At 66.4% G+C, this 26,673-nt stretch carries 28 protein-coding genes; 12 read left to right on the forward strand and 16 right to left on the reverse strand.

What is annotated here, in order from left to right; genetic code table 11:
• The first annotated feature begins 27 nt into the window (after positions 1-27).
• Positions 28-525, forward strand: coding sequence for a nuclear transport factor 2 family protein (locus tag Q7I88_RS15750; protein ID WP_305096854.1), 498 nt, complete (start codon positions 28-30; stop codon positions 523-525).
• On the opposite strand, the gene Q7I88_RS15755 is transcribed toward Q7I88_RS15750, so the two are convergent.
• From Q7I88_RS15755 to Q7I88_RS15770, 4 genes are read right to left on the reverse strand one after another with little or no spacing between them, the layout of a single operon-like run.
• On the reverse strand, positions 522-1,055 hold the full coding sequence (locus Q7I88_RS15755; RefSeq protein WP_305096855.1) for a hypothetical protein: 534 nt from the start codon (positions 1,053-1,055) through the stop codon (positions 522-524). The genes Q7I88_RS15750 and Q7I88_RS15755 overlap by 4 nt on opposite strands.
• Positions 1,052-1,483 carry a c-type cytochrome gene (locus Q7I88_RS15760; RefSeq protein WP_305096856.1) on the reverse strand — a complete coding sequence of 144 codons (432 nt, stop codon included), beginning with the start codon at positions 1,481-1,483 and terminating at the stop codon, positions 1,052-1,054. The genes Q7I88_RS15755 and Q7I88_RS15760 overlap by 4 nt, the downstream gene beginning before the upstream one ends.
• A complete protein-coding gene (locus Q7I88_RS15765; RefSeq protein ID WP_305096857.1) occupies positions 1,480-3,042 on the reverse strand; it encodes an FAD-binding oxidoreductase in 1,563 nt (520 codons plus the stop codon). Before Q7I88_RS15765 ends, Q7I88_RS15760 begins: the two co-directional genes overlap by 4 nt.
• A gap of 14 nt (positions 3,043-3,056) precedes the next feature.
• Complete coding sequence (locus Q7I88_RS15770) at positions 3,057-3,821, reverse strand: SDR family NAD(P)-dependent oxidoreductase (protein ID WP_305096858.1); 765 nt, start codon at positions 3,819-3,821, stop codon at positions 3,057-3,059.
• Positions 3,822-3,931: 110 nt separating this feature from the next.
• Here Q7I88_RS15770 and Q7I88_RS15775 point away from each other — a divergent pair, with 110 nt between their 5' ends.
• Together Q7I88_RS15775 and Q7I88_RS15780 are read left to right on the forward strand one after the other, a co-directional pair.
• A complete protein-coding gene (locus Q7I88_RS15775) occupies positions 3,932-4,792 on the forward strand; it encodes a DUF8021 domain-containing protein (RefSeq protein WP_305096859.1) in 861 nt (286 codons plus the stop codon).
• Positions 4,789-6,000 carry an MFS transporter gene (locus tag Q7I88_RS15780; RefSeq protein WP_305096860.1) on the forward strand — a complete coding sequence of 404 codons (1,212 nt, stop codon included), beginning with the start codon at positions 4,789-4,791 and terminating at the stop codon, positions 5,998-6,000. The genes Q7I88_RS15775 and Q7I88_RS15780 overlap by 4 nt, the downstream gene beginning before the upstream one ends.
• Here Q7I88_RS15780 and Q7I88_RS15785 read toward each other — a convergent pair whose 3' ends face one another.
• The 3 genes from Q7I88_RS15785 to Q7I88_RS15795 all read right to left on the reverse strand — a co-directional run bounded on the left by Q7I88_RS15785 (position 6,001) and on the right by Q7I88_RS15795 (position 7,691).
• A complete protein-coding gene (locus Q7I88_RS15785; protein WP_305096861.1) occupies positions 6,001-6,813 on the reverse strand; it encodes a hypothetical protein in 813 nt (270 codons plus the stop codon).
• 125 nt (positions 6,814-6,938) lie between these two features.
• Positions 6,939-7,184, reverse strand: a complete 246-nt coding sequence (locus tag Q7I88_RS15790) for a DUF6152 family protein (protein ID WP_305096862.1) — start codon at positions 7,182-7,184, stop codon at positions 6,939-6,941.
• A gap of 78 nt (positions 7,185-7,262) precedes the next feature.
• Entirely contained in the window at positions 7,263-7,691 is a 429-nt protein-coding gene (locus Q7I88_RS15795) for a nuclear transport factor 2 family protein (protein WP_305096863.1), read from the reverse strand.
• 149 nt (positions 7,692-7,840) lie between these two features.
• On the opposite strand from Q7I88_RS15795, the gene Q7I88_RS15800 reads away from it, so the two are divergent.
• Positions 7,841-8,377 carry a TetR/AcrR family transcriptional regulator gene (locus tag Q7I88_RS15800; protein WP_305096864.1) on the forward strand — a complete coding sequence of 179 codons (537 nt, stop codon included), beginning with the start codon at positions 7,841-7,843 and terminating at the stop codon, positions 8,375-8,377.
• A gap of 21 nt (positions 8,378-8,398) precedes the next feature.
• On the opposite strand, the gene Q7I88_RS15805 is transcribed toward Q7I88_RS15800, so the two are convergent.
• Positions 8,399-8,926 carry a MarR family winged helix-turn-helix transcriptional regulator gene (locus Q7I88_RS15805; protein ID WP_305096865.1) on the reverse strand — a complete coding sequence of 176 codons (528 nt, stop codon included), beginning with the start codon at positions 8,924-8,926 and terminating at the stop codon, positions 8,399-8,401.
• 100 nt (positions 8,927-9,026) lie between these two features.
• On the opposite strand from Q7I88_RS15805, the gene nov2 reads away from it, so the two are divergent.
• The 3 genes from nov2 to Q7I88_RS15820 all read left to right on the forward strand — a co-directional run bounded on the left by nov2 (position 9,027) and on the right by Q7I88_RS15820 (position 12,788).
• The gene (nov2, locus tag Q7I88_RS15810) at positions 9,027-10,517 is read left to right on the forward strand and encodes a lignostilbene-alpha,beta-dioxygenase NOV2 (RefSeq protein ID WP_305096866.1); all 1,491 of its coding nucleotides are present in this window, start codon (positions 9,027-9,029) and stop codon (positions 10,515-10,517) included.
• 112 nt (positions 10,518-10,629) lie between these two features.
• Positions 10,630-11,727, forward strand: a complete 1,098-nt coding sequence (locus Q7I88_RS15815) for a hypothetical protein (protein WP_305096867.1) — start codon at positions 10,630-10,632, stop codon at positions 11,725-11,727.
• Positions 11,728-11,804: 77 nt separating this feature from the next.
• Entirely contained in the window at positions 11,805-12,788 is a 984-nt protein-coding gene (locus tag Q7I88_RS15820) for a DUF8021 domain-containing protein (protein WP_305096868.1), read from the forward strand.
• 146 nt (positions 12,789-12,934) lie between these two features.
• Here the strand turns inward: Q7I88_RS15820 and Q7I88_RS15825 are convergent, their stop codons facing one another.
• The 5 genes from Q7I88_RS15825 to Q7I88_RS15845 all read right to left on the reverse strand — a co-directional run bounded on the left by Q7I88_RS15825 (position 12,935) and on the right by Q7I88_RS15845 (position 17,060).
• The gene (locus Q7I88_RS15825) at positions 12,935-13,459 is read right to left on the reverse strand and encodes a DUF1097 domain-containing protein (protein WP_305096869.1); all 525 of its coding nucleotides are present in this window, start codon (positions 13,457-13,459) and stop codon (positions 12,935-12,937) included.
• 150 nt (positions 13,460-13,609) lie between these two features.
• On the reverse strand, positions 13,610-14,140 hold the full coding sequence (locus tag Q7I88_RS15830; protein ID WP_305096870.1) for a DUF3237 domain-containing protein: 531 nt from the start codon (positions 14,138-14,140) through the stop codon (positions 13,610-13,612).
• A 1-nt stretch (position 14,141) separates the two neighbouring features.
• Positions 14,142-14,894, reverse strand: a complete 753-nt coding sequence (locus Q7I88_RS15835; RefSeq protein WP_305096871.1) for an SDR family oxidoreductase — start codon at positions 14,892-14,894, stop codon at positions 14,142-14,144.
• A gap of 136 nt (positions 14,895-15,030) precedes the next feature.
• Positions 15,031-15,420 (reverse strand): nuclear transport factor 2 family protein, encoded by a 390-nt coding sequence (locus Q7I88_RS15840; protein ID WP_305096872.1) that lies wholly within the window; start codon positions 15,418-15,420, stop codon positions 15,031-15,033.
• A complete protein-coding gene (locus tag Q7I88_RS15845) occupies positions 15,417-17,060 on the reverse strand; it encodes a GMC family oxidoreductase (RefSeq protein WP_305096873.1) in 1,644 nt (547 codons plus the stop codon). The genes Q7I88_RS15840 and Q7I88_RS15845 overlap by 4 nt, the downstream gene beginning before the upstream one ends.
• Positions 17,061-17,137: 77 nt before the next feature.
• Here Q7I88_RS15845 and Q7I88_RS15850 point away from each other — a divergent pair, with 77 nt between their 5' ends.
• The 4 genes from Q7I88_RS15850 to Q7I88_RS15865 all read left to right on the forward strand — a co-directional run bounded on the left by Q7I88_RS15850 (position 17,138) and on the right by Q7I88_RS15865 (position 21,111).
• A complete protein-coding gene (locus tag Q7I88_RS15850; RefSeq protein WP_305096874.1) occupies positions 17,138-17,533 on the forward strand; it encodes a nuclear transport factor 2 family protein in 396 nt (131 codons plus the stop codon).
• A gap of 72 nt (positions 17,534-17,605) precedes the next feature.
• A complete protein-coding gene (locus Q7I88_RS15855; RefSeq protein WP_305096875.1) occupies positions 17,606-18,730 on the forward strand; it encodes a cobalamin-independent methionine synthase II family protein in 1,125 nt (374 codons plus the stop codon).
• Positions 18,730-19,485, forward strand: coding sequence for an IclR family transcriptional regulator (locus tag Q7I88_RS15860; protein WP_305096876.1), 756 nt, complete (start codon positions 18,730-18,732; stop codon positions 19,483-19,485). Before Q7I88_RS15855 ends, Q7I88_RS15860 begins: the two co-directional genes overlap by 1 nt.
• A 60-nt stretch (positions 19,486-19,545) precedes the next feature.
• Positions 19,546-21,111: a serine hydrolase gene (locus Q7I88_RS15865; protein WP_305096877.1), complete on the forward strand. Its 1,566-nt coding sequence runs from the start codon at positions 19,546-19,548 to the stop codon at positions 21,109-21,111.
• Positions 21,112-21,115: 4 nt separating this feature from the next.
• Here Q7I88_RS15865 and Q7I88_RS15870 read toward each other — a convergent pair whose 3' ends face one another.
• Positions 21,116-22,264 (reverse strand): helix-turn-helix domain-containing protein, encoded by a 1,149-nt coding sequence (locus Q7I88_RS15870; protein ID WP_305096878.1) that lies wholly within the window; start codon positions 22,262-22,264, stop codon positions 21,116-21,118.
• 183 nt (positions 22,265-22,447) lie between these two features.
• Between Q7I88_RS15870 and Q7I88_RS15875 the strand changes: the two genes are divergently transcribed.
• A complete protein-coding gene (locus Q7I88_RS15875; protein ID WP_305096879.1) occupies positions 22,448-24,535 on the forward strand; it encodes a TonB-dependent receptor in 2,088 nt (695 codons plus the stop codon).
• A gap of 7 nt (positions 24,536-24,542) precedes the next feature.
• Here the strand turns inward: Q7I88_RS15875 and Q7I88_RS15880 are convergent, their stop codons facing one another.
• Together Q7I88_RS15880 and desA are read right to left on the reverse strand one after the other, a co-directional pair.
• Positions 24,543-25,145: a hypothetical protein gene (locus tag Q7I88_RS15880; protein WP_305096880.1), complete on the reverse strand. Its 603-nt coding sequence runs from the start codon at positions 25,143-25,145 to the stop codon at positions 24,543-24,545.
• A gap of 90 nt (positions 25,146-25,235) precedes the next feature.
• The gene (gene desA / locus Q7I88_RS15885; protein ID WP_305096881.1) at positions 25,236-26,642 is read right to left on the reverse strand and encodes a syringate O-demethylase; all 1,407 of its coding nucleotides are present in this window, start codon (positions 26,640-26,642) and stop codon (positions 25,236-25,238) included.
• Positions 26,643-26,673: the final 31 nt, after the last annotated feature.

The raw sequence follows: 26,673 nt of genomic DNA on the forward strand, positions 1-26,673 counted from the left end.
TCGAGGCAACAACGGGAGAGTGACCGCATGAGCAAACTGTCCATCGAGGACCGCCTCGGCCTGCAGGACCTGATCGCCGCCTATTCCTGGGCGCTCGACACCGGCGACGCCGACGGCCTCGTCGACTGCTTCACCGAAGACTGCGTGATGAGCGAGGAAGTGTTCGAGGATCCCGACGTGTGGGAAGGCCACGAGGGCATTCGCGGGCTTATGAAGCATTACGCCAATGCCCCCGGCTTCCCCGGCCGCCAGCACCACGTGACGCAGGTTCAGTACACCCCGCAGGACGACGGCAGCGTCAAGATGCGCAGTTTCGCTTTCGTCACCGAATGCGAGGCCGAGCCGCCCTACACCCTGCGCTTCGCCGGCTGGTACGACGACCACGCGGTCAAGGGCCCCGGCGGCCAGTGGCGCTTCCGCAAACGCATCGTGCGGCTGTGGGACGGCGAGGTGCTCAAGAACTTCCCCGGCCGCGGCCAGTGGGTGCCGAGGAAGCGGCCGGATTCGCTGATAATCAAGCGCTAGCGCGGGGCCAGAACCCAGCCGAGCACCAGCCCCGAATCGACCGGCCCCGCCACCAGTCCGCCGAGTGCCCGCCCTGCCGCCTCGCCGGGCTTCGCGGCGTAGTCGGCCAGCGCTTCGACCCATGAGCCGCCGGCCATGCGCGCCATGCGGCCGACGCCTTGCCAGCCGGGCTGGCATTCGTGCCCGGCGCACTGGCGGGCGCGGCCGTAGATCGTTGCCGCGGGGCGGTAGCCGTGTTCGCGAGCCACGTCGGCGAGCAGGATGAAATCGGCGTGGCGGCTCACCCCGGCCACCAGCGCGGGTCGCTGTGCCAGCGCCTCGCGGCCGAAGCGGACGCGGTCGCCGGCAATGGCGCGACCTTGGCCCCCGCGCTCGGCCCCGGCGGCGGCGAAGCGGAGGCCGGCGGCGAGGCTGTCGTCGTAGAGCAGCAGGGTGGCGTCGCCGTGGCGCCAGCGCCACTGCGCGAGGCCGGCGACCGTCGGGACGGCGAGCGCGCCCATCAGCGCGTTTCGACGCGTGGTGCGGATCACTTCGCCACCTCTTGCGGGTGGGGACCGGCGGCAAGGTAATCGGCGATCGCCTTCATCTCCGCGTCGGACACCTCGCCGCGCGGAATCGCCGGCATGTTGCCGATGCCGTTCCGCGCGAAAGCGATGACATAGTCCGCGGTCAGGTTGTCGCGCAGTTCGAGGTTCGGCTCGTCGACCCGGCGGGCGAGCAGGCCCACGCCCATGCCGGGCGGGGCGTGGCACATCGCGCACTTTTCCAGATAGGCCCGCTCGCCGCCGGTGGCGTTCGGGCGCGAGGATGCGGTGACCGGCTTGGGCATCGGTGCCGGGCCGCCGTGCTGCTCGGGCCGGGCTGAAACCGCATCGGCCCCGGCCTGCGAGTTTGCCTGCGTCGCACAAAGCAGCAAAACGCCAGCGGCGAGGACACCTGAAGTTAGCTTTAGGGTCATTGCTTGCGCTCCCCTGCCAGGTCTTTGGGCCAGATCCCGCTCTTGCCGGGGGCAAGGATTCCATTGGGATCGAGCGCGTTCTTCACCGTTTCGTTGAGCTTGCGCAGCGCATTGTCGTTCCAGTCGTAGGTCCGGGCGACGAGGTCCATGTAATCGAGGTGGGTGCGGTATTCGCCGTAGCCGTTGGCCTTGGCGTCGGCCACCAGGGCGCGGAAGAAGGTGTCGATCTTCGCCATCTTCTCCGCGTTGTCCTTGTCGATGATCATCGCGTTGACGTTGATCAGGTGCCGCTCGCCGAACGCGAAGCTGCCCTGGTAGTCCATTCCATATTCCTTGTAGCGGGCATAGGTCCGCTGGAACTGCGCCAGCGCCTTGTCGCCGTCCTGCGGCAGGATCGGCGAGAAGCCGATGTGGCCGCCGCGCCCCCCGTACCAGTTCGCGTTCTGCAGTGGGAAGGTCATCGGTGTGCCGGTGATCGCCGAGCGCTCGATCGGCTGGCCTTTTACCCAGCTCGCCGGCTTGACCAGCATCGGCTTGATTGCCCCGATCTCGCGCTCGAGCACCTTGTAGGCCGCCTTGTTCATATCCTCGCGGCCGTAGAGCCGCAGCGAGACGCCCCACCAGCCGATGTTGAACTTCTTGCGGATCGCGTCGATCACGTCGTCGGACAGCGCACCGGGCTTGTCGGTCCATTCGTCGCGCGTGGTGAGGATGGACGCGGCGCGCAGCCAGTTGCCGATGCTGGGCGATTGCCGCAGCAAGCCCTCGCGGCGCAGCGGGCCGATGGTGTCGACCATGGCCTTGAGATCCTCGGGCCTGTCGAACTCGACGTCCATGCCCATCAGGCTTTCCGGCTCGGGCATGAGCCACATGTTGGCCTTGGTCACGATCCCGAAGTTCGACTGAACGAACATCTGGTCCCAGGCCGGGCCGAAGCCGAACGGATATAGCCCCCAGGTTGGCGCGCCCTCGAAGGCCCCCATCCCGGTGCGCACCAGTTCGCCGGTCGGCAGGACCACTTCGAGACCGCAGAGGAACTTGGTGTTCTCGCCGTAAGGCGTGTAGCCGACTCCGCGGTCGAGCGCGTTGCCGATCACCGAGCCCCACGAATTGCCAGGCGTCGAGAGCCAGAACGGCAAGTCGTTCTTCTGCAGGTAATCGTAGAGGTCGTAAAACCCCACCCCCGGTTCCAGGGTGGCGACCCCGTTGACGGGGTCGAACTCGATTTTTTTCATGCCCGACAGGTCCATCACCACCGAACCGGCCAGCTCGGGCGCGGCAGTGCCGTAACCGAAGTTCTTGCCTCGGCTGATCGGCCACAGCGGCAGCCGATACTGGTTGGCGATTTTCACCGCGGCCTGAATTTCCTCGACCGAAGTCGGGCCTATGGCGCCGGAGGGGTGATGCGCGTCATCGTCGATGGCGAACTTGTCGCTGTAGCCCAGTCGGTCGATGTCCTCGAAGAAGACCTTGTCGGCGCCGAGCGCGGCCTCGAAGGCCTTGCGCGCCTGGTCCATCTTCTGGGCCGTGAAGCCAGGCGGAAGGGGAATGTCTGCCATGTCTCTGTACTCTCTCAACCGGTGGCCCACTTGGCCCGCGCCGGCGGTCTGGCGCCGCCGTCGAGGCGGATCACCTCGGCATTGATCAGGGGGGTGCGGATCAGGAAGTCGACCACATCCGCATATTCGTCGGCCCGGCCCGCGCGGCGGGGGAACTCGTTATCCTGCAGCAGCACCTCGATCATCGGCTCGGGCAGACCGGCGACCATCGGGGTATCCATAAGCCCGGGCGCGACGCCGTTCACGCGAATGCCGTACTTGCCGAGGTCGCGCGCCCAGACCAGCGTCAGCGCGTGGAGCGCGGACTTCGACGCGGTGTAGGCGCTCATCCCCTCCTGCCCTTCGAAGCTGGCGATCGAGCAGGAGTTGACGATCACCCCGCGCTCGCCGTCGGGTCCGGATGGGGCGTTCTTCGTCATCGCATGGGCGACGTGCGCCACGACTTGGGTGGCGCCGATCAGGTTGACGCCGACGATGCGACGGAACAGGTCCATGTCGCCAGGCCCCTCTTCGCTCGCAATGGCGGAGATCCCGCCGATGCCGGCATTGTTGAGCAGGATGTCGATCCGGCCATGTCGATCGAGAACTTCATCGACCGCACTCTTGACCGAATTCTCGTCGCTGACGTCGCATCCGATGGTTTCGGCACCCTCCGGCGCCGCGCCGGCGACGTCGAGCGACACGACGGTCGCGCCGTCGGCCAGCAGGCGCTTGACGCCCCCCTCGCCGAGCCCGGAGTTGCCTCCGCTGACCACGGCGACCTTGCCTTGCGGATCCATGTCCTCTCCCTGCCGCGTTGCATGCGACTTTAACGCTCGTTACTTTTCAGTTAGCGAGGCACGGTGTCAAGCGACCCTTGCTCAAGCGGGGCGCAAAAGGGGGAACGGGATTGGCCAACAGGCAAGGATTGTATGCGGCGCTCGACCGCTATTGCGGCGCCCTGCTGGCGCAGGACCACGCGCAGCTCGCCTGGGCGCCCGGCGCCCTGACCACCGAGAACAACGTCGCGCTCGAGCCGGGCGACGGGTTGTGGCAGACAGTGACCGGCATCGGCCCCTACGACCTGCGCTTTGCCGACGAGAAATCCGGCCAGGTGGCGCTGTTCACCACCGTGAGCGAGAGCAGTGATACCTCCGCAGCCTGCATTCGCATCGGTTTGCGGGGCGATGCCGTTGCCGAAGTCGAGACGCTGGTCGTGCGGCAGAAGGATGAGGCGCTGGTCTTCCCCGACCCCAAATTCGAATCGAAGCCGATCATGGAAACGCCTGTGCCCGAGGGAGAGCGGGCCAGTCGCGCGGAAATGATCGCGCTGGCCGATGGCTACTTCTCGACCCTGCAACTCAACGACGGCACGATCCGCACGAAATTCCATCCCGGCTGCAACCGGATAGAGAACGGCGTGCAGACCACCAACAACCCGGACTTCTTCGTGCCCGTCGCGCACCTGTCGTGCGAGGAGCAGTTCGCGCAAGGCAACTATCGCTACGACGACCGGCTGCGCGGACGGCGCTTCCCGCTGGTCGACGAAGAACGCGGTATCGTCCTTGCCCACGGCTTCATCGACCACTGCGGCAAGCTCGGCGAATACGGGCTGACCGATGGGACCAAGGTGATCAGCCCGATCCGCCGACCGCACACGTTCTACCTGTCCGAAGCGTTCAAGATCAGGCAGGGTGCGATCGAACAGATCGAGGCGAACTTCATCACCGTGCCCTATCATATGCCCTCACCCTGGGATCGGCAGGCATGACCGGCGCGAGGCGCGTGATCGCGCTGGTGCTGCTTGGCGGCGTCTTCGTGATGGAAGGCTACGACATCAACGCGATGGCGCTCGCCGTGCCGCGGCTCGACGCTGCGCTGGGGCTGAAGGCGAGTTCGTTTGGCCTCGTGTTCACAGCCCTGCTGGTGGGGATCGGCATCAGCGGCGCGACGATCGCCCCGCTCGGCGATCGCGTCGGCCGCCGCCCGCTGATCGTGTTCGGCTGCCTGGTCGTTGCGCTCGCGACCTTGGCAACGGCAGCCGCTACCTCGGTGACCGAGTTCTTTTTCCTGCGGCTGGTGACCGGTCTGGCCATGGGCGCGGCCCTGCCCAACGTGAGCGCGCTCTCGGCCGAGCTCGCCCCGCCTCGCCTGCGCGCGACGATCATGGCGGTCGTTTCCGCCGGCATCCCGCTCGGGCTCGCGGTGGCGGGCATCTTTGCGCCGCAGGTGATTGCGGTATCCGGTTGGCACGGCCTGTTCATCGTGCCGGGCCTGCTCGCCGCCGCGCTGGCGCTAGCGCTCGGCTACATTCTCGCGGCCGGGCCGCCGGAGGCCGATGCGAAGATACCGCCCAGCGCATCGAAAGTCCCGCAGTTCGAACTGTTTCGAGCTCCCTGGCTGCTTCCGTTCGCGGTCTTCGCCCTGCTGCTCTCGGTCAATGCCCTCAATCTCTATTACCTCAACTCCTGGCTGCCCACGGTCCTCCCGCTGGCCAATTTCTCGCTCGACGAGGCGGCCCGTATCTCCGGCGTCGTGCAGCTTGCCGGCATCGTCATCGGCATCGCCGCGAGCGTGGGCATCGACCGCTGGCGCCCGACACCGACCCTGATGGCCATGTTCGCGGCCATGGTCGCCGCCTTCGGCGTCATCGCCTTGAGCGGTTCGGACACCTCGCTGTGGACCTGGCTGTTGATGGTCGGCGTTGGCGGCTCTTCGGCGGGGGCGATGGTGCTTCCCGCGCTCTGCGCTTACCTGTTCTCGCCGCGTCAGCTGTCCTCGGCGATCGGAATGGGCGTGCTCGTGGCCCGCATCTCCGCCTTCATCGGCCCGTTGCTCGGCCAGTTCCTGATCGCCGCGAACGCCGGCCCGCATGCCTTCTTCCTTGTCGCCGCATTGCCGGCGGCGGTCTGTGTGATCGCCTGTCTGGCCCTGCCCGCTGCGCTGAAGGTCAGAAGCCGCATCGAGGCAACGGTCTGATTATTTCCCGCCTTTTGCGGAGTCGTCGGTGTCCGGTCCGGCCAGGCCGCCCTCGATGCCCTTGATGGTGTACTGACCGTCGATCTGTTCGACCCGGTTGTTCTGTTCGAGCGCGCCCTCGATCACGATGCGGTCGAGAATCTTGTGTTTCAGATAGTTGACGTGGACCACCCACGGCTTCGTCAGCGTTTCAGGATCGGTGATAACCGCGTCGAGTTCGAGCCGGTCGGGCGCGGTGAGGCGATAGGTCTCCTCAAATACCGCGTTATCCGACAGCGTGGCGGCGAGCTTGTTGAACTCGGGCGTGTAGTGCACCATCGTCGTCTCGGCTTTCAGCGTGTCGCCGTGCCAACAGCCGATCGAATCACCGTAGATCGTCGGCCAGCCGTCGGCATCGTGCCCGCGCCCGTCGGTGTAGATCACCCGGATGTCGCGGTATTCGCCCGTCATCGTCGTCTTGCCGCGGCCGATGGTGATCTCGAACGGGGTGGGCGCCGTCATCATGACCGGGAAGCCCCAGCCGCCCTGGTCGACCTTGTCGAGATCGATCTGCGCCTCCTTGAAGCGGCGGCGCCCTTCCTCATTCCACGGCGCGTCGAAGCCCTGGAATTTCGAATAGGGCCGGAACGATTCCTGGTCGGGTCGCGACCGGCCGTTGATGTCCGAAGAAAGGCCTTCCGCCATCCAGATGCCCTCCCAGCCGGCCAGCGCGGCCATATCCGCGGGGGCGCAGCTGCCCTTGTCGGATGCGAAGGCCGGAGCGGCGCCCGCCAGCAGGCCCACGACGAGGACAGAGCCGCCAGCCGCCCTCACGTACGAATGCCGAGCGGCTTGCCGTCGAGCCGCGCGACGTCTTCCAATTCGCCCGCCTTGCCGCCGCTGCGCAGCGGGGCAATGGTCACCTTGATCTTGTCGCCCGGCTTGAGGGTGAACTTGCCCTAACCATTTTCCTTGAGCGAATGCGGCGGGCCCATCTCGACCGTCCAGTCCTCGGCCTCCCCCTTGGCATTGGTCACGGTCAGTTGGATGTAGCAGTGGGGATTGGTCCACTGGAATTCGCGCACCGCGCCGGTAATCTCGACATGCTTGTCGAGGTCGAACATCGCCCGGGAATGATGGGCCTGCGCCGCGCCCCCGGCGAGCGCCAGCAGGCCTGCGGCAAGGACATGTGTCTTGCGAAACATACAGCGTCTCCCTCGCCGATTCCCGCGCGACGATAGGCACTTGGTTCCAATCGTCAAATACTTGTGGTCGGCAGCTGATCAGGGCCGGAAGTCGAGCCCTCCGGTCCGTTCGGAGAAACGCCAGCCGTCGGGCGTCAGCGCCAGCCGGTCGCGATACCAGCCGATCAGCGGGCTCGTGCCGTCCTGCACCGGGAGCCCGCCGTCGTCGGCCGCCTGGCCCATATACAGCACGATCGCGCTGAACGCGCGCGCGGTCGCCGGACCCTCGACGTCGACGACGACATTGGCGATGACGTGACGCTGCGCGCGGGGCGGGCGAGCCCGGAAGCTGGCGCGGATTGCTTCGCGCCCGTGCACCGGATCGCCCCCGCTGGGACGGCGAAAAACCGCGTCTTCGGTGTAGAGCGCGGCGCAGCCGTCCCAGTCGTGCGCGTCGTTGAGGTTGGCGTAGCGGTTGATCAGCCGCGTGCAGTCGGCCTCGATCGCGCGGCGTTCGTCGTCGGTCATGGTCGCTCGGTCTCTGCCTCCCTCGTTGTCCGCCTAAGACGCCCGGACGGCCGGGCGCCATGGCCGACCCTGCCACCGCGAGGCCGCGAGCGCCAGAATTCCGGTGCGGGAAAATTTGGCATCGCCGATTTCACGGTTAATACGAAAGCATGAAGCTCGATTGCGATACGATCGTCCGCGAGGCGGTGGCGGTGATGTGCGAGGACGGCCTCGCCGAAGTCAGCCTGCGCAAGATCGCGGCGCGCTTCGATGCGACTGCCCCCGCGCTGAAGCGGCATGTCGGCGACAAGGGCAGCCTGCTGGCGCTGATGAGCCACCGGCTGTTTCACGATGCACTCGACCAGATCCCCGCGGGGCTCAAGGGGCGCGACTGGCTGGAGGCCTTCGGCATGACCCTCTGGCGCATGCAGCGCTCGACCCCCGACGTGCTCGCGCTGATCGGGGCGCGGCCTCCGGTCGCGGCGCTCGATTCCGAGATGCGCGTCCGCTTCCACAAGCTGCTCGACGAAGCCGGGATCGGCGACGAGCGAGGGCTGCAGGCGCAGCGTTCTATCCAGGCGCTGGTGCTCGGCTGGAACAGTTTCGCGACGACCGGCAGCGGGCCGGCCAGGGCCAGGGGGCTGGCCGATATCGACACAGCATTCCACACCGGCCTTTCCGCGCTGATCAAGGGTTTCGGCTACTAGGTTTCGGCTACTAGGTTTCGGCTACGCGTCGCCGTCGGGCTTGGTTTCCTCTATGAACTGCGAACGCCCTTCCGCATCGGTCGCCTCGAGCCGGGCGATGAGCTTGCCGAGGATCGCGTCGAGCGTCTCGAGGTCCTGATCCGCCATGCCGCGCAGCAGGTAGTCCGCCACGGCCTGGGTGTGCGGCAGCATCAGATCGTAAAGCCGCTCCCCCTCGCTCGTCAGGCGCAGGACTTTGCGCCGGCGATTGGCCGGATCGGTCTCGACGGTAATGCGGCCGTGGCGCTCGAGTGTGCCGACCGCGCGGCTCACGCTCATCGCGTTGACCCCGGTATGCTCGGCCAGCTCGTGGCTCGCGCTGGCGCCGAGACGGCCGATCGCCATGAGCAGGCGAAATTCGTTGAGGCTGATAGCATAGCGGTGGGCAAGGTGCGTCGAAAACGGCGCCATCAACCGATTGTTGAGCTTGAGCAGCCTGTGCAGCGTTCCCACCCGACCGTCCGGTTCGCTCACGGTCAGCCGCCGCTTGTCGCTATCCGCCTCAGCCAAAGCCCACCCCCATTTTGCGCGCCGTCAATGCCGGAGCTTTGCTCGGACTGTAACAGGCGTTACGGTCCTTAGCCAAGAATCATTGGGAGAGTTATCAGCCATGGCCGCAGATCCGCAGACGATCCATTTCATCGGCAGCAACACCCCGCGCCGCACGGAGATTTCCAAGCGCAACCTCGCCGTCGAGGGTGAGATCCCCGCGGAGATCGAGGGCGCCTTCTTCCGCGCGGTTCCCGATAACGCCCATGCGCCGATGTTCGAAGACGACATCGCGCTCAATCACGACGGGATGGTGGCGCGGTTCAATTTCGACCGCGGGGCCGTCGATTTCGATATCAAGTATGTCGAAACCGAACGCTATCTCGCCGAAAAGGAAGCGCGCCGGGCGCTGTTCGGGCGCTATCGCAACCCCTTCACGGACGATCCGAGCGTCGAAGGCAAGGACCGCACGGTCGCCAACACCACTCCGGTGTTCCACGCCGGCCGCCTGCTGATGACCAAGGAAGACGGGCTCGGCTACGAGATCAACCCGCACACGCTCGAGACCGTCGGCCGCTGGGACTACGGCGGCAAGCTCCGCTCCGAAACGTTCACCGCGCATCCGCGGATCGATCCGGTCACCGGGGAACTGTTCTTCTTCGGCTACGAGGCCGGCGGACTGTGCAGCCTCGACGTGGCCTATTGCATCGCCGACGAGGACGGCAACCTCGTGTCGGAGCAGTGGTTCGAGCAGCCCTATTGCTCGACCATCCACGATTTCGTCATCACCGAGAACTACGCCGTCTTCCCGATCTTCCCGACGCTGGCCGATCTCGACCGGCTCAAGGGCGGCGGGGCGCACTGGGCTCACCGCCAGGACCTGCCGAGTTACGTGGGCATCATGAAGCGCTATGGCGACGTCAAGGACATCCAGTGGATCGAGGGGCCGGTCGGCGTTTCGTGCTTCCACGAGGTCAACGCCTACGAGGACGGAGATCTGGTCCACATCGACCTTTGCCTGACCGACACCAACGCCTTCTCGTTCATGCGCGAGGCCGGCGGCATCCAGCGCGACCAGCAGGACATTCACGGGGCGGTGACCCGCTGGACCATCGACATGAGCAAGGACCGGCCGGCGCTCGAGACCAAGGAAATCGGCCCCCCGGGGGACCTGTGCCGTCTCGCCGACGCCGACCAGGGGCGGCCCTACAACCGCTGCTGGTACCTGACCATGAACCCCGAGGGCGGCCCGCCTATGCCCGGCGGCCCGGTGGGCGCCAACTTCAACGCGCTGATCCGCTTCGAGCCGGGTAACGGCCGCGTCACCCTGATGGGCGTGCCCCCGGGGGCGGCGATCAGCGAGCCGGCGCACGTCCCCTCGTCCGAAACCGGCCACGGCGGCTGGGTGATGAGCGTGGTCGATATTCCGGTCAACCCCGACCCGGCGCAGCAGGTCCCCGGCGAATACCTTTCCGAGCTGTGGATCATGGAGGCCGACAATGTCGAGGCCGGCCCCATTGCCAAGGTCAAGACCGGCCTGCCGCTGCGCAGCCAGGTTCACGGGACGTGGGTGTCGCGCGCCAAGCTCGACAACTCGGTTCTCAAGGGCTGAACGCCCTATCCTCCCTGCGAGCCGTTCGCAGGGAGGATCGCAGCGGACCGAATCAACGACGTTGCATCCCCCCGCGAGCAGTGCATACTTGCCGCGAAGAAGGGGGAGAGTGATGACGAGTCTGCGTTTCCTGGGAACCGCCCTGGCAGCGGCCCTGCTGCTGCCCGCCACGCCCGTGGCCGCCGAGGATGCACCCGCCGCTGCCGCCGTGCCCGACGAGCCGGGCCTCAAGGCGCCGCCGGGATGGAAAGCGCCGCGCACGGAGTGGGGCGATCCCGACCTGACGGGCAAGTGGCCGATCGACAACCTGAGCGGAACGCCCGCACAGCGGCCGCCGCAGCTCGGCACCAAGGCGTGGCTGACCGACGAGGAATATGCCGCGGCGCTGAAGGCTGCCGACGACCAGCTCAAGCTCTACAACATGGAGGTCAAGGCCAACCGGATGGGGATCGGCCACTGGACCGAGCGCGGGACGCCGATGCGGCAGACCTCGCTGATCATGGAGCCGGCCGACGGACGGATCCCGCCCCCGACCCCGCTCGGGCTCGAAAAGTCGAAAGACACGAAGAGCAGCTGGAGCGAGGACACCTTTATCTGGGTCACCGATTTCAGTCCCTACGACCGGTGCATCGCCCGCGGCCTGCCCGGGGCGATGACACCCGGCGCCTACAATTCGGGGATCGAGGTCTGGCAGTCGCCCGGCTACGCGGTGATCCGGCTCGAGATGATCCACGACGCGCGGATTATCCCGCTGACCGGCAAAGGCCCGCCGCCGGCGCCGGTGAAGAGCTGGATGGGCTATTCGGTCGGCCACTGGGACGGCGACTCGCTGGTCATCGAAACGACCAACTTCATCCCCGGCCAACCGATCGGCGGCAGCGGAGTGGGCGGACGGGCGATCCCCAACAGCGACCAGATGAAGATCGTCGAGAAGCTGACCCCGACCGGGCCCGATCACATCCACTACGAAGCCTGGGTCAGCGATCCACTGATGCTCACCGCGCCGTTCAAGTACGACTTCCCGTGGACCCGCAACCCCGACTACGTGCAGTACGAATACGCCTGCATCGAGGGCAACGAGCAGACCCGCGGCTATATCGAGGGCACCAGCCCGTTCCTGGCGGCCAAACGCGCGGAGCGCGCCGAAATGCGCGATGCCGGCGAAATCATGCACCCGGAGGACGCCGTCACGCTGTCGCTGAAAAAATGAGAATCGGCAGACCCTGACGCAACGCGGGGAGGACCATTTTCGGACTCGTCCCGCCCAGGAAAACCGGAGAACCTTGCATGAAGACCATGATGTGGCTGCCGGCTGCTGCCGCCGCGCTGATCGCGGCCCCCGCCGCGGCCGGGGACGACACCAACTGCGACCGGCAGTGTCTGATCGACATGGCCGACGGCTACCTCGCGGCGATGGTCGCGCACGATCCGTCGAAGGCGCCGCTCGGCAAGAACGTAATCATGGTCGAGAACCTCGAGCGCATAAAGCCGGGCGAAGGCCTGTGGGCCACGCTGACCGGCCCGCCCAGCGGCTTCAAGATTCCCGTCGCCGACCCCATCAGCCAGGAAGTGGGGGTAATGACGGTGGCCCCCGGCGCCGACGGCAAGCCGATCGAGTTCGCCGTGCGCCTCAAGCGCGCCGGCGGCAAGATCGTCGAGGCCGAGCACCTGATCGGCAACGCGCTGACGCCCGGCCAGCTGGCCAACCTGCAAGCGCCGCGCCCCGCGCTGCTCAAGCCGGTTCCCTACGAATATGCGGACTCGCGCGGCCGTATGATCTGGCTCGGCAAGAGCTATTACGACGCGCTCGACAACGGCAATTCGCAGCAGTCGGCAATGGCCGACGATTGCGAGCGGCGCGAGAACGGTTTCCAGACCGCGCGCAACCCGATGGTGCGCAGCTCGCCCGGCGGCAGTGGCCAGCTCGACCCGGCCTTCGCCTATCTCGGCGGGCTCGGCTGCGCGGCGCAGATGGACACCAACATGTGGGAGTACATCAGCAAGATCCATCACCGCCGGGTCGAGATCGCCGACCCGGTGACCGGCCTGGTGTGGGGGCAGAGCCATTTCCAGCACGACTTCACCAAGCAGGATTTCGAACTGATCGGCGTACCGGGAATCCCCGTGCGGCACATGGAATTCAAGCCGTTCGATATGCCCGCGGTGCACATCTACAAAGTGTGGGGCGGCAAGATTCACGAGATCGAGGCGGTCGGCTGGACCGCGCCCTACAAGTCGCCGAACTGGACCGATCTGACCGGGCAGGAATAGGCCCGAGCCATAGCCGGCCGGCGCCCGGCCGGTCGCCAGCTTTCGAGCGTTCCTCGTCCACAAAGCCGCCAATCGCTCGCGCCCCAGACGCGAAAAGCCCCGCCGGCGAGTAGCCGGCGGGGCTCCGTTTCATCCCGATCGCAGGATCAGGCGGGGTCGGCAGTGGCCTCGGCCGAGGGCTCGCCCTTCTTGGTCAGCGCATTCGCGAGCATTTCCGAAACGTAACCAAACGCCGCGCCGATGATCACCGAGACGATGGTCGGCAAAATGGCCTCGGTCGGCGACATCTCGGCGAGCAGTATCGGGCCGGCGATGGCGGCAAAACCATAGACGCTGGCCGGAACCGTCGCGAGCAGCGGAATCGCGCTGGCGAGGCAGATCACTGCAGCGCCGAGGCCGACCGCTACCGGCGCGGCGAGGATGCCAAGCCCTGCCAGCGCACCGCCGGCGAGGATCACCGCGACCATGCCGACGATGGCGCCGAAGCTCATCCCGACGATTGCCGTCGTGCTCCCCTTGGCCCCACCGCCCGAGTGGAAGTGGCAGCCCCAGGCAATGAACGAAATCCACACCAGGCCCGGCAGGAAGGCGGCAAGCGGGCCGACGAACAGCCAGGTGTCGACGACGGCCAGCAGGCCGACGGATACGGCAAGTGCAATCAAAGCAGGCATAGGTCTCTCTCCCCCAAAACGACCCGGTCGTTTTCCCTTTATGCGAGGGCTCTCCAACCCCCGGGCCGTGAGGCTACGCCTCTATTCGGCTTGCGTCCAGCGGCCCTTTGACTTTGTCCGCCAGGGTGAAGTTCCGGCGAGCACGAGCGATCACACCAGCGCGTAATAGCGCAGCAGGTTGCCGTCCGCCTTCCGCTCGCCGACGCCGATGAAGACGTGCTTGGTCAGCCAGTCGTGCTTGCCGACTGCGCATTCGAACGTCGGGTTGCCGCGCAAGTAGTACTCGTCGTGCGGGACGGGGGCGCCGTTGTTGAACGCCCAGTCCCGCAGGCGCGCCATGGTGTCGGGCTTGCGGCCCCACAGGTAGCCCTTGTTATGGAGCAGGATGATCGTCCCGTCGTCCTCTTCGAGCAGGTAGCGGGCATCGAACACCGCCACGTCGTCGGGCCGGAAATAGGCGTAGTCGCCGCCCGATCCGGGCACCGCGCGGCCCTTGAGGTTCGGGCCTTCGAAGGTGCCGCCCTTGACCAGCACCGCGCTGCGCATGCCGCCGAACGGGTGCGGGGCCATGGTGTAGACCTCGGGGAAGGTCAGGCGCACTTCCATCGCGAATTCGAGCCGCGGGTTATCGAGCTGCGAATAGGGAGGGTTGAACGGGGTGGTGTCGGAAAATTCTGCCATGTCAGCTCAACTCTATCAGGCCGCCGTCGACCAGGAGGTCGGCGCCGGTAATGAAACTCGCATCCTCGCTGGCGAGGAACAGCACCGCCTTGGCGACCTCGTCACTTGTTCCCATCCGGTGCATCGGGATGTTGGCGATCATCATCTCCTTGAGCCGTTCGACGTCTTCCGGGCCCATGCCGGGATTGCGGTGCAGCAGCGGTGTATCGATCGGCCCGGGGCTGACCATGTTGAGGCGGATTTTCCTTGGCAGCAGTTCCTTGGCGAAAACCTTCATCGCCATCGCGAGGCCGGCCTTCGCGGCGGCGTAGGTGCCGTTGCCTTCGAGCGGGCCGTGCGCCCCGATGGATCCGGTGACGACGATCGCCCCGCCCTCGCCCATGATCCGCACCGCCTTCTGCAAGGCGAAGACGCAGCCCTTCAGGTTTATCGAATGGACGTGGTCCCAGTCGGCCTCGGTAATGCCTTCGAGCGGCGCGAACCCGCCGACGCCGGCATTGATGTAGAGCACGTCGATCCGTCCGTCCGACGCCTCGATCTGCGCCACCACGTCATCGGTCGCCGCGATGTCGGCGATGTCGGAGCGGTATCCCTTGCCGCCGGGGATCGAGGCTTCGGCATCGGCAATGGTCTTCGGGTCGCGGCCGGTGAAGTGGACGGTTGCTCCCTCCGCGGCAAACGCCTGCGCAGCCGCGAGCCCCATGCCCGAATTGCCGCCGAGAACGAGCACGACCTTGTCGGTGAAACGGGCCATCAAACTTCTCCCAACTCGTCACCCTGAACTTGTTTCAGGGTCCATGTTCCCACCCGCTCGGTTCGGTCGATGTGGCACGATGGATGCTGCAGCAACTTCAGCATGACGATCGAAATCGGGTGCGAATGCTGCACCATCAAAACGGTCCCAGCGGATTCGGCCCGCCTTCGACAACATCCTGCATCACGTCCCAGTGCTCGGCGATCATGCCGTCTTCCAGCCGGAACAGGTCCATCACAGCCCAGCCGTTGTCGCCGGGCCAGCGGCGCACGTGGTAGTGCACCGTCACATGGTCGCCGTCGACGAAAGCGCGCTTGACGTCGTGCACCGCCTGCGGCGTCTGTTTCCGGATCGTGTCGAGGAAGGCCTTGAGCCTTTCGCGGCCCGGCTCGGCCATTTGGTTGTGCTGAATGTAATCGGGGCTGATGAAGCGATCGACGGCGCTCGAATCCATCGGGTTGAGCACTTCGGCGAACATTCGCAGCACGAGATCGAGGTTCTCCTGCTCCTGCGCGGTCCTGCTCACGCGGCGTCCTTCGCCGCAAGTTCGGCGGCGGGCAGCGACTGGCCGCGGATAAGGTCCGCCGCCTTTTCGCCGACCATGATGCATGGGATCATCGTGTTTCCACCCGGCACGGTCGGCATGACCGAGGCGTCGGCGATCCGCAGGCCTTCGACGCCGATGACCTTCAGCTCACTGTCGACCACAGACTTGTCGCCCATGCCCATCGCGCAGGAACTGGTCGGATGCTGGCCGACGTAGCAGGCGGCGCGCAGATAGGCGTCGAGCTCCTCGTCCGACTGGACGTCGATGCCCGGTGTCTTTTCCTCGCCGACCAGCTCGGCCATCGGCTCGGTGTTGTAGATTGTCCGTGTCAGCCGGATCGCGTCGCGCAGTTGCCGCCGGTCGTTCTCGGTGTCGAGAATGTTGAGCGTGACCGCGGCGACTTCGCGGGGATCGGCGCTCTTCAGCTCCACCCAGCCGCGGCTTTCCGGGTGCAACTGGACGACGCCTGCCCACCAGACGTCCTCCTGCCGCTTCTTGAGACCGGGGAACCAGGTCTGCGCGTCGAAGCGGATCGGGTTGACCATGATCTGCATGTCGGGCCGGTCGAGCTCGGGCCTGGTCTTGATCACCACGTTGCACGAGTTGACCTGGTAGGTGTTGGTGCCCGTTCCGAATATGGCCCAGCGCAAGGTGTTCAGCGCCAGCTTGTCCCACCGCAGCTCGTTGAGGAAGGTCACCGGCCGCGTCGCGTGCCATTCGAGGCTGGCGGTCGGATGCTCCTGCAGGTTGCGCCCGACGCCGGGGCTGTCGTGCAGCACCTCTATGCCATGATCCTTGAGGTGCGCCGCCGGGCCGACGCCCGAGAGCATCAGCAGGTGCGGCGAGTTGTACGCCCCGCCCGAAAGGATGACCTCGCGCCGCGCGCGCACGATCTGCGGTCCGTCCGGCGTGTCGATCTCGACGCCGACCGCGCGCTTGCCTTCGAACACCACGCGGCGGACGAGCACGCCCGAACGCACGTCGAGGTTCTGCCGGCCGAGCGCGGGGCGGATATAGGCGGTGGCCGCGCTGACCCGGCGGCCGCGCCCGTCTGCGGTCATCTCTCCGCGCGCGAAGCCGACCGGATCGGCCCCGCCGAGGTCGTCGCTGAGCGGGTAGCCGAGGTTGCGCCCGGTCTCCATCATCCGCTCGTGGTGCAGCACCGGCAGGTCGATCGACTTGATCCGCACCGGGCCGCCCGCGCCGTGATACGTGCCCTCGCCGCGCCAGGAATCCTCCAGCCGCCGAAAGTAAGGGAGGACATCGGCGTAGGACCAGCCGCGCGCGCCCATCTGCGCCCACTGGTCATAGTCGCCCGGGTGCCCGCGCATCGCGAACATGCCGTTGATCGAGCCCGAGCCGCCCATCACCCGTCCGCGCGGCAGCGGCATCTTGCGCCCGTCGAGGTTCGGCTCCGGCTCGGTCCAGTAGGTCCAGTTGAACTCGGGCCTGGTCATCGCCCTGAGGAACCCGAGCGGCATGCGGATGAACGGGTGATCGTCGCGCCCGCCGGCCTCGAGCAAGAGCACCTGCGTTCCCGGATCCTCGCTCAGCCGCGAAGCGACGACGCAGCCCGAGCTGCCCGCACCGACGACGATATAATCGAAGCTGTCCGCCAAAACCTTCTCCCACCGACCGCGATCGGTCCCTTGCAGCCTTGCTAACGCTCGTTACTATTGTGCGCAAGGAGAGGAAGATGACTCGGCAAGACTACGAGCGTTACGTCGCCGCCTTCAACGCGCGTGACTACGACACGGTGTTCGACTTCTACGCCGAGAACCCGCGCATGGCGTTCTTCGGGATCGAGATTGCCACCCGCGATCAGCTCAAGGACTTCTACGGCTTCATGCACCGCTACGTGAAGGAAACGGTCGAGATCGAGCGCTTCGCGGCAAGCGACGAACTCGCCGCGGTGGAGGCCAATGTGCGGATCGAGGCGACCGACCACCTGACTCGGGATATTCTCGATGCGCGGGGGATGCAGCAGTTCTTCCCGATCGCGAAAGGTGACGTGCAGGAAATGCGGCAGTATATTCATTACCACCTCAAGGACGGGAAGATCGGAAGCGTCGGCTGCGCGCTCGTTGCGTGACCCGTTTTTCACTCTTGCGGTAATTTCGCATACATGAAATAACTGCCCTTCTTCTGCAGGGGGTAAGTTTTCGTGATCCGCACCTCCCATGTCGGCAGCCTTCCGCGCGGTCCCGAGCTCGCACCCCTGCTGCTCGCGCGCGACAAGGGCGAGCCCTACGACGCTGACGAATTCGATCGCACCGTCCAGGCGGCGGTCGACGAGGCCGTGCGCCGCCAGGTCGAAGCCGGGGTCTCCATTGTCAGCGACGGCGAACTCGGCAAGGTCGGCTATTCGACCTATGTCATCGAACGGCTCAGCGGCTTCGGCGGGCACACGCCGCGCAAGCCCGCCAGGGATCTCGCGCAGGTCCCGGAGCTGGCGAAGAAGCTCAGCCACATCATGGGCAGCCAGGAATTCACCCGCGCCTCGGCCATCGACAAGGTCGCCCTGATCAACCTGCAGCCGCTCCACGACGACATCCGCCGCTTTCGCGCCGCGCTCGACCGGCATGGAGCGGGCGCGCAGGCATTCATGAATTCGGCCAGCCCGGGGCTCATCACCGCCTTTCAGCCGAACCAGTACTACCCCAGCCACGAAGCCTATCTCGCCGATCTCGTCGCGGCCATGCGGCCCGAGTACGAGGCGATCGTCGCAGCGGGGTTCCAGCTCCAGCTCGACTGCCCCGACCTCGCGATGAGCCGCCACACCGGGTACCAGGACCTGACCGACGAGGAATTCCTCGCCGTGGCCGAAGCCAACGTCGAAGCGCTCAACGCGGCGACCGCCGGCATCGCGCCCGAGCAGATGCGCATGCACGTCTGCTGGGGCAATTACGAGGGACCGCACGATTTCGACATCCCGCTCGAAAAGATCATCGCCGTCGTGCTCAAGGCACGCCCGGCGACGATCCTGTTCGAGGCGGCGAATCCGCGTCACGAGCACGAATGGACGGTGTGGAAACAAGCCGACCTCGCCGGCAAGGTCCTCGCCCCGGGCCTGGTCGATACCTGTTCCAACTATCTCGAAACCCCCGAGCTGATCGCCCAGCGGATCGAGCGCTTCGCCGCTATCGTCGGCAAGGATCGCGTGGTCGCCAGCACGGACTGCGGCTTCGGCACGTTCGCCGGTTACGGCAAGATCGACCCCGCGGTCGCCTGGAAGAAGCTCGCCGCGCTGCGCGCCGGAGCGGATATCGCTGATGGAAGGATCGCCTGATGCCCGCCTCGCCGCCTCTCAACGCCAGCCAGGTCAAGTCGGCCACGCGCACCCTCGACATCATCGAGTACGTCGTCGCCCACCCGCGCCCGCTGGTGGCACAGGAAATCGCCACCGCGCTGGGCATTCCGGTGTCGAGCCTGTCGTACCTTCTGGCGACCCTGGTCGAGCGCGATTACCTGGTCCGTGAAGGGCGTCGCTATTCGCCGGGCAAGGGGCTCGAGAAGCTGCAACTCCACGGCACGCCCTTCTCGCTCGCCGACCGCGCCGCGCCTCTGGTGCGCACGCTGCGCCAGCAGCTCGACGAGACCTCCAGCTTCTTCGTCCGCGAGGGCTGGGAGATCGAGGCGCTGGTGACCGAATCGAGCCACCAGGCGCTGCGCTATGCCGTGCCGACCGGCGACCGTCTGCCCATGCACGCGCTGGCCAGCGGCAAGGCGTTGCTGGCCGGGCTGAGCGCAGGCGAACTCGATCGCTATTTCGCCGAGAGCGAACGCCGCAAGTTCACCCCCTCGACGGTCACGGAGGAGAAGGCGATGCGCCGCCAGCTCGACGAGATCCGCGCCGGCGGGTTCGCCACCACCGACGAGGAATTCAGCCTCGGCATCGTCGGCATCGGGCGGATGGTGACGATCGCCGGCGAGCCCGCCGGGTCGCTTTCGGTCGCCATCCCCAAGGTTCGTTGCGACGAGGCCATGCGCCAGCGGGTGATGGACATGCTGGCGCGCACCGCAGAGCTGCTCGACAGCGCCTGAGCCCGGACAAAAAACCCATGGCCCCTCGACCGCGACGCGCGATGGGGTAAATGGTTGGGCATGAAACCGCTTTTCGCGCTCGCCGCGCTCGCCCTCGTCCTGCCCCGCCCAGCCGCTGCCGAAGCGCCCATCGATCCCGCGGTGGTCGAAGCGACCGGTGCGCGGGCCATGGGCGAACTCGACCTCGTCGGACTGACAGTGGCGGTGGTCGACAGGGACGGCAACGTTACCCAGCGTCAGTTCGGGCTCCGCGAACGCGGCAAGCCCGGCAAGATCGACGCCGATACGCTGTTCCCGATCGAATCGCTGACCAAAGCCTTCACCGCCGCCGGGATCGGCCTGCTGGTCGAGCGCGGCAAGCTCGACTGGGACAAACCGGTGGTCGAGTACATGCCCGAATTCGAGATGAGCGATCCCTGGGTGACGCAGCATTTCACCGTGCGCGACCTGCTGACTCACCGCTCGGGCCTGAGCCTCGGCGCAGGCGACCTGTTGCTCGCGCCCGGCTCGGACGCCACGCCCAAAGACATCATCGCCTCGCTACGCACCATTCCGCCGGCGACCGGGTTTCGCGATTCCTACGCCTACGACAATGTTCTCTACATCCTCGCCGGCGCGCTGATCGAGCGGGTGGACGGCCGCTCGTGGGGCGATTTCATTCGCCAGGAATTCTTCCAGCCGATCGGCATGACCCGCTGCACGGCCTTGCCGGAGGAACGGCTGCGAAAGGCCAACCGCATCACCGAGCATGGGCCCTTTCCCGGCAGCCATGGCCACGAGGTGCTGCATCCGGAGATGTATCTCGGCGGCGCCTTCACCTTTGCCGGCGGCATCGGCTGCCCGGTCGGCGACCTCGCCAAATGGGCGCACATGTGGCTCAACAACGGCGCGATCGATGCCGGCCACCGGCTGCTGAAGGAAGACACGGTCAAGCAGCTATGGACGGTGGTCACACCGATCTCGACCGGCATTGCGTTCGACGGGGCCACGCAGACACACCTGTCGGGTTATGCCCTCGGCTGGGGCGTCGGCGACATGCTCGGCCGCCTGATCGTCAGCCATTCGGGCGGCTCGTACGGCGCCACCTCCTTCATCATGCTGGCGCCCGAGGAAGGACTGGCGACGATCGCGATGACCAACGCCTACAGCGGCGCGAGCTCCGCGGTGGCGCGGCAACTGATGCAGGACATGCTGCTCGCCCGGCCTTTGCCCTCCCACGACTACCTGGCCGACACGGGCAAGCGCTGGAAAGAGGCGCAGGCTAGCATCGCGGCGATTGCCGCGAGCGTCGCGCCGCCGAGCGATGCCACTCCGCCGCCCGCCGCGCTCAGCGCCTTCACCGGCACCTTCCACGATCCGTGGTTCGGCAAGGCGACGGTTTCGCTGCGCGGCGGCCGGCTGTTCCTGGACCTGCCGCACAGCGACCTGCTTGACGGTCCGCTCGCTCCTTACGACGGCGCGCGGTTCGTGGCGCAGTGGCCGGAACGGCGCCTCATGGCCGACGCCTACGTCGATTTCAGCGTCGAAAACGGCAAGGTCACGGGCTTCACCATGTCGCCGGTTTCGAAGGAGACCGACTTCTCGTGGGACTTCAAGGATCTCCACTTTACCCGCAGCGGTAAGTGATGCCTCAGGGGGTGCGCTTGCGCGGCCGGGCCAGCGCCAGCGTCTCGCCCAGGTCCGCGCCCTGCTGACCGGTAATGCGGTAGACCGCCTCGAAATCGTCGTCGCCCTCGGCGGCGCGCTCCAGCTTGGCCGGAAGATCGGGTGCCGCGGCGATCGGCGCGACTCCCCTCAGCCCGGTGTCGCGCGCGCCTGCCACAACAGCCAGAAGCGCGCCGCCCGGCTCGTGAAAGCGCGTGATGTAGCCGAAATCCTGGTAATAGTCCGGCGAGGCCCGCGACAGCGCCTCGCCGCTGGTAAACTTCTGCCCGGTCTTCGCATCGTCGAGCTCGTCGTAGGTCTGACCGACATGCAGATCGGAATTCATGAAGTTGACGTCCTCGAGCAATCCCATGCCGCTGACCAGTCCGACATAGACCACGTTGAAATCGCGCAGCGTGCCGCTGTCGACTTGCGAAGCGGGCATGACCCGCACCGGCTTGGGGTGACGCGCCAGCACCGGCATGATCGAGCGCAGCGCATAGGCGGTCGAGAACGGCAAGTAGGTCAAGCCGACGTCCTCGGCTTTTTCATAGCGTGCCGGATCGGTCTCCTGCGCGCGGGCGAGATCCATTGGCGAATCGATCGCATAGTCGCGGATCAGGCGGCTCTTGTCCGGTTCGAAGGGGTCGATCTCGCCGAACATGTAGTAATCGCCCACCGCGACCATGATCGGGCGATCCGAATCGAGGAACGGCTGCCAGATGGCATTCCCCCGGGCGGCAGTGCCGGGTGAGGTGGTCTCGCGCCCTGCGGCGAAGGCCAGCCCGAGCAGGAGTATCGCCGCCACCGGCACAGCCCAGCGCCACCGCCTCCCCCAGGCAGGCGCAACCGCCGGCTCCGCATCGGCCTGCTCGAGCACCAGCTCGTAGCTGCCCGCTGGCAGGACCAGCCGCGCGCCGCTGGCCGGCTCGCGCTCGTAAAACCGCTCAAGGCGTTTGCGCAGGCGGTGAATGTAGACTCGGGCCGTCGCATCGTCGCCTTCGGCGCCCATCTGGCCGAACACTTCCTGGGCAATCTCGGCCTGGCTGGCCGGAGCGGCCCCCGGACCGCGCGCCGCGAGGAAATCGAACAGCTCGCGCAGGCGCCCGGCGCGGCCGACGACGTTGGCGGCCACAATCCGTCTGACTTCCTCCGCAAAGGCCGCGCTCTCGTCCACCCGCTCCCCGCTGTAACGCCCTGTTACGTGGGATTACCGTAATTAACTTGGTTTGGCGAGGCGCCACTGAGAAACCGCAACTCATTCGCAATTGCCGGAAGAAGCTTCGCCTTGAACCATCCGTATTCTCGCTGCGCAACAATGCGTAACAATCTGGCCGCGCTGATAGGTGCGACTGCTCTTGCCGCCCTTGCCCAACCAGCCACCGCGCAGAACGAAAGTGGAAGCGGCGACACGTCCGCCCAGCCTCGGGGCAGCGAGGACGACAAGACCGACTCTCCCCCCGGAATCATCCCCGACATGCCCGAAATCGTCGTTTACGGCCGCGGCGAACAGCGCATCGGCATCGCCGCAGCAGCGAGCGAAGGCGGGGTGGCCGGTGCGGACATCGAGGTCCGTCCGCTGCTGCGCCCCGGCGAACTGCTCGAATCCACCCCCGGTCTGATCGCCACCCAGCATTCGGGCGGCGGCAAGGCGAACCAGTACTTCCTGCGCGGGTTCAACCTCGACCACGGCACCGACTACGCGCTCTATATCGACGACATGCCGCAGAACTTCCGCACCCACGGCCACGGCCAGGGGTACCTCGACGTCAACGGCCTGATCCCCGAAATCGTCGAGCGGGTCGATTATCGCAAGGGCCCCTACCGCGCCGACACCGGCGATTTCAGCTTCGTCGGCTCGAGCTTCATCACCACCCGCGACACGATGGCGCCATTCGCCGTCGTCGAGGCAGGAAGCTACGACTATTACCGTGCGGTCGCCGGCGCGTCGGCCAAGCTCGGCGGCGGCGACCTTCTCCTCGCCGGGCAGGCCAAGTTCAACAACGGCCCGTGGGAGCTGCCCGAGAGCTACGAGGGCTATTCGGCCTTCGCCAAGTACTCCGTGCCGCTCGGCATGGGGCAGCTCGAGGCCAGCTTCAACGGCTTCTGGGCGACCTGGGACCCGACCGAGCAGATCCCCCAACGCGCCGTCGGCACGCTGATCAAGGACCGCTACGGCTCGCTCGACAAGACGCTCACCGGGCGCACCGAGCGCGAGAGCCTGACGCTGCGTTACACCGACGATGCGTGGAAGATCACCGCCTGGGCGCAGCACTACGACTGGAGCCTGCTCAACAACTTCACCTTTTTCCTCGACGATCCGGTCAACGGCGACCAACGCCGGCAATACGACAAGATGTGGGGCTACGGCGGGCGCATCGAGCGGACCTTCACGCTCGGCGATGCGCTGTCGTTGCGCACCGGCACCGAATTGCGCGCCGATGATATCGGCACCGTCGGGCTCGATCACACTATCGCCGGGGTCTATGACTTCACCTATTCGCAATTCGCGGTCACCGAAACGAGTGCCGGCGTCTATGCCGAGGCAATCTGGCGCCCGGCCATGGGCCTGATGGTGATCGGCGGCGGACGCGGCGATTTCTACCGCTTCAAGACGACGCCGCTGGCGGGAGCCCTGTCGTGGGGCGGGACAGTGAAGGATTCGCTCTTCGCACCAAAGATCGGGCTCAATTACGAGGTCGCCCCGGGCGTGGCGCTCTACGCCAACTACGGCGAGGGGTTCCATTCCAACGACGCTCGCGGCGTGACCAACCCGGTTTCGCCCGCCCCGGGTCTCGTCAAGGGCAACTTCAAGGAGCTCGGCGGGCGCTTCGAGCGCGGCGGGCTGATCCTCACCGGGGTCTACTGGTGGTCCTACATCGCCAGCGAGTTGATCTATGTTGGAGATTCGGGCGCGGTCGAGCCAAGCGATCCCGGCCGCCGCCGCGGCTACGAGGTGACCGCGTTCTGGAAGCCCAATGCCTGGCTGGCGATCGACGGGGTGTGGACCGGTACCCATTCACGCTACGTCGGCGTGCCCGCCGCCCAGGCCTTCGTCCCGGGCGCGCTGGAGAGCTCGGGCGAGCTCGGTATTTCGACGGTCTTTCCGCACTGGAACGCGGCGGTGCGGGTCCGCTACCTCGGCCCGCATCCGATCGTCGAAGACAACTCGGTCCGCGGCCAATCGACCACGCTGGTCAACTTGCGCGCGGCGTGGACGCCGCACCGCGGGCAAGGCTGGGAAGTCTACGCCGAGCTGCTCAACGCGCTCGATTCGCAACGCGACGACATCGATTACTACTATGCCACTCGCTTTCCCGGCGAGCCGCTCGGCGGGGTCGAGGACCGCAACAGCCGCATCGTCGAACCACGCCAGGTCCGCGTCGGGGTGAAGAAGACCTTCTGAGCGCGCCCTAGCGCCCGATCGGTGCGCCCGGGGGCAGGCGGAAATCGGACGGGTTCGCCGGCACCGGCTGTTCGGACGGTTCCGGTTCGGGCCGGGGTTCGAGCGCCGGGAGGGGATCGAGCTTGTCCGGGGGACCGCTCGTGCGCGGCAGGCGCCGGGCATAGGTCACCCCCTCTTTGAACGGGCCGAGCTCGGTGTCGGGGCGGACGCGCTGCATGACGTAAGGGTCGAGACCGGTGCCGACATAGGTCATCTCGGCGGCGTCGGGATCGATCAGGCGGAAGCGGAAGATGTCGGGAATCGCGCCCGGCCGCGGGTCGTTGAAACTGACCTCCACCGAGTCCCCGTCGACCACCCCGGCCATCGAGCGCAGGATCTTCGCGGGCATGACGATCTTGGCGAAATGGTCGCCGTCGCTGGCGAAGCTTTCCGGGCGCTGCCAGGTGCCGAGCCATTCGCCCGACTTCGGGTCGCGGTCGAGGTCGAAGCGGAAGATCACCGCACCGGCAATCTCCAACGCCCAGGACCCTTCGAGCGAGCTTGGGCCCTCCTGCGCGGCGGCGGGAAGCGGCAGCAACAGGGCGAGAAGGAACAGGAGCCGGGCGACCATGTCAGCGTCCTAGCGCGATTTCGTCCGTTGCAAAAGAAAAGGGCGGCCCAAGCGGGCCGCCCTTCTCGTCATACTCAGGCTGGCAGGCGTTTACGAAACGCCCTTGCCGCTCTGGCGCCAGCTGTCGGCATAGGCGTTGCGCGCCACCGACGAGTACGGCACCGGCGAGACGATCGCCTTGATCTCGGTCTGCACGTGCGGCTCGACGGTCGGCTTGCTGGTGCCGCCGTTCGGCTCGCCCCAGACCAGCGTCACTTCCTTGCCGAACTCGACGTAGTCGGGATCGATCATCGCCAGTGAAAGCATCGCGCCCTCGTTCGACGAGTAGCCGATCCAGGTCGAAACGCCGATCTGCTTGCCGTCGGCCATGACCTTGTCGAAGGGATGCATCGCGTAGACCGCGCTGGGAAACTCGAAGTACTTGGCGCGGTCGCCTTCGGCGAACATCGAGCTCATCACGCGGGTCACGTCCTCGGGGTCGAGCGCGAGGGTGACCTTGGTCTTGTGCTTTTCGGTCGCCATCTTCTCGAGCGCCTCGCGGCCGACGAAGTCGTGGTCGAACTTGACGATGTGGCCGTAGCCGATGTCCCATGGCGTCAGGTAATAACCCTCGACGCTGTCGGGAACGTGGCTGCCGCCGACCGAGCACATCCCGGCGTAGGAGTTGGCCCCGGCCCAGGCGCGGAAGTCCTTCATCATCTGCGAATCGCCGGTGTAGAACGCGGGCAGCGGGCTCGGGAGCCAGCCGGATTCGAGCGTGTTCGACGAATAGGCGCGGCCGCCGACCAGGGTCAGGCCGTCGTCCTTGCCCGCCTCGACCAGCGCCGAGTGGACCGCCTTGTAGTCTTCCCACGGACCGAACAGCTCGTAGCCCGGCTGGCCGGCCATGCCGTGGCGCAGCGCGATGACGTCCTTACCGTTTATGTCGATGTGCGCCATATTGAAGAACTTGAGATCCGGCGGGGTCTGCCCCATCGCCTTCTCGAGGATCTTCATCGCGTTCGGACCCTGCAGCTGGAAGCGGTAGTTCTTGCGCTTGCCGTCCGAACGCATGGCGGTGCGCTCGTCGCGCTCCACCTCGACGTCCCAGTCGCCGTACTGGGCGTGGAACTCGACCCACTCGATGGCCGGAACGCGGCCGACGAGGCTGAACTCGTTCTCGGCCAGGTAGAACAGGATCACGTCGCCGATCACGTAGCCGTCCGGGGTCACCGGCACGAACTGCTTGGCCTTGTTGACCGCGAAGTTCTTGAAGCTGTTGATGGCGAGGTATTCGAGCAGCTTGAAGGCGTCGGGTCCGCGCACGTAGAGCTCGACCATGTGGTAGCTCTGGTTGAACAGCACGGCGCTCTTGGCCCAGGCCCGCTGTTCGTTGCGCCAGTTGGAATATTCTGCCGGCACGCCCGGGTACGGGTTCGGGCCGACCTGCTGGTTGCGCAGGAGGTCGACGATGTCGCCGGCTGCGTCCAGCTTCTGCTGCAGGTTCTGTTCACTCATGGTCTTTGCCTCTCCAATCGAAAGGGGGTTG

Origin of the sequence: Croceibacterium aestuarii (genome assembly GCF_030657335.1) — a bacterium.
Taxonomy (GTDB): Bacteria; Pseudomonadota; Alphaproteobacteria; order Sphingomonadales; family Sphingomonadaceae; genus Croceibacterium_B; species Croceibacterium_B aestuarii.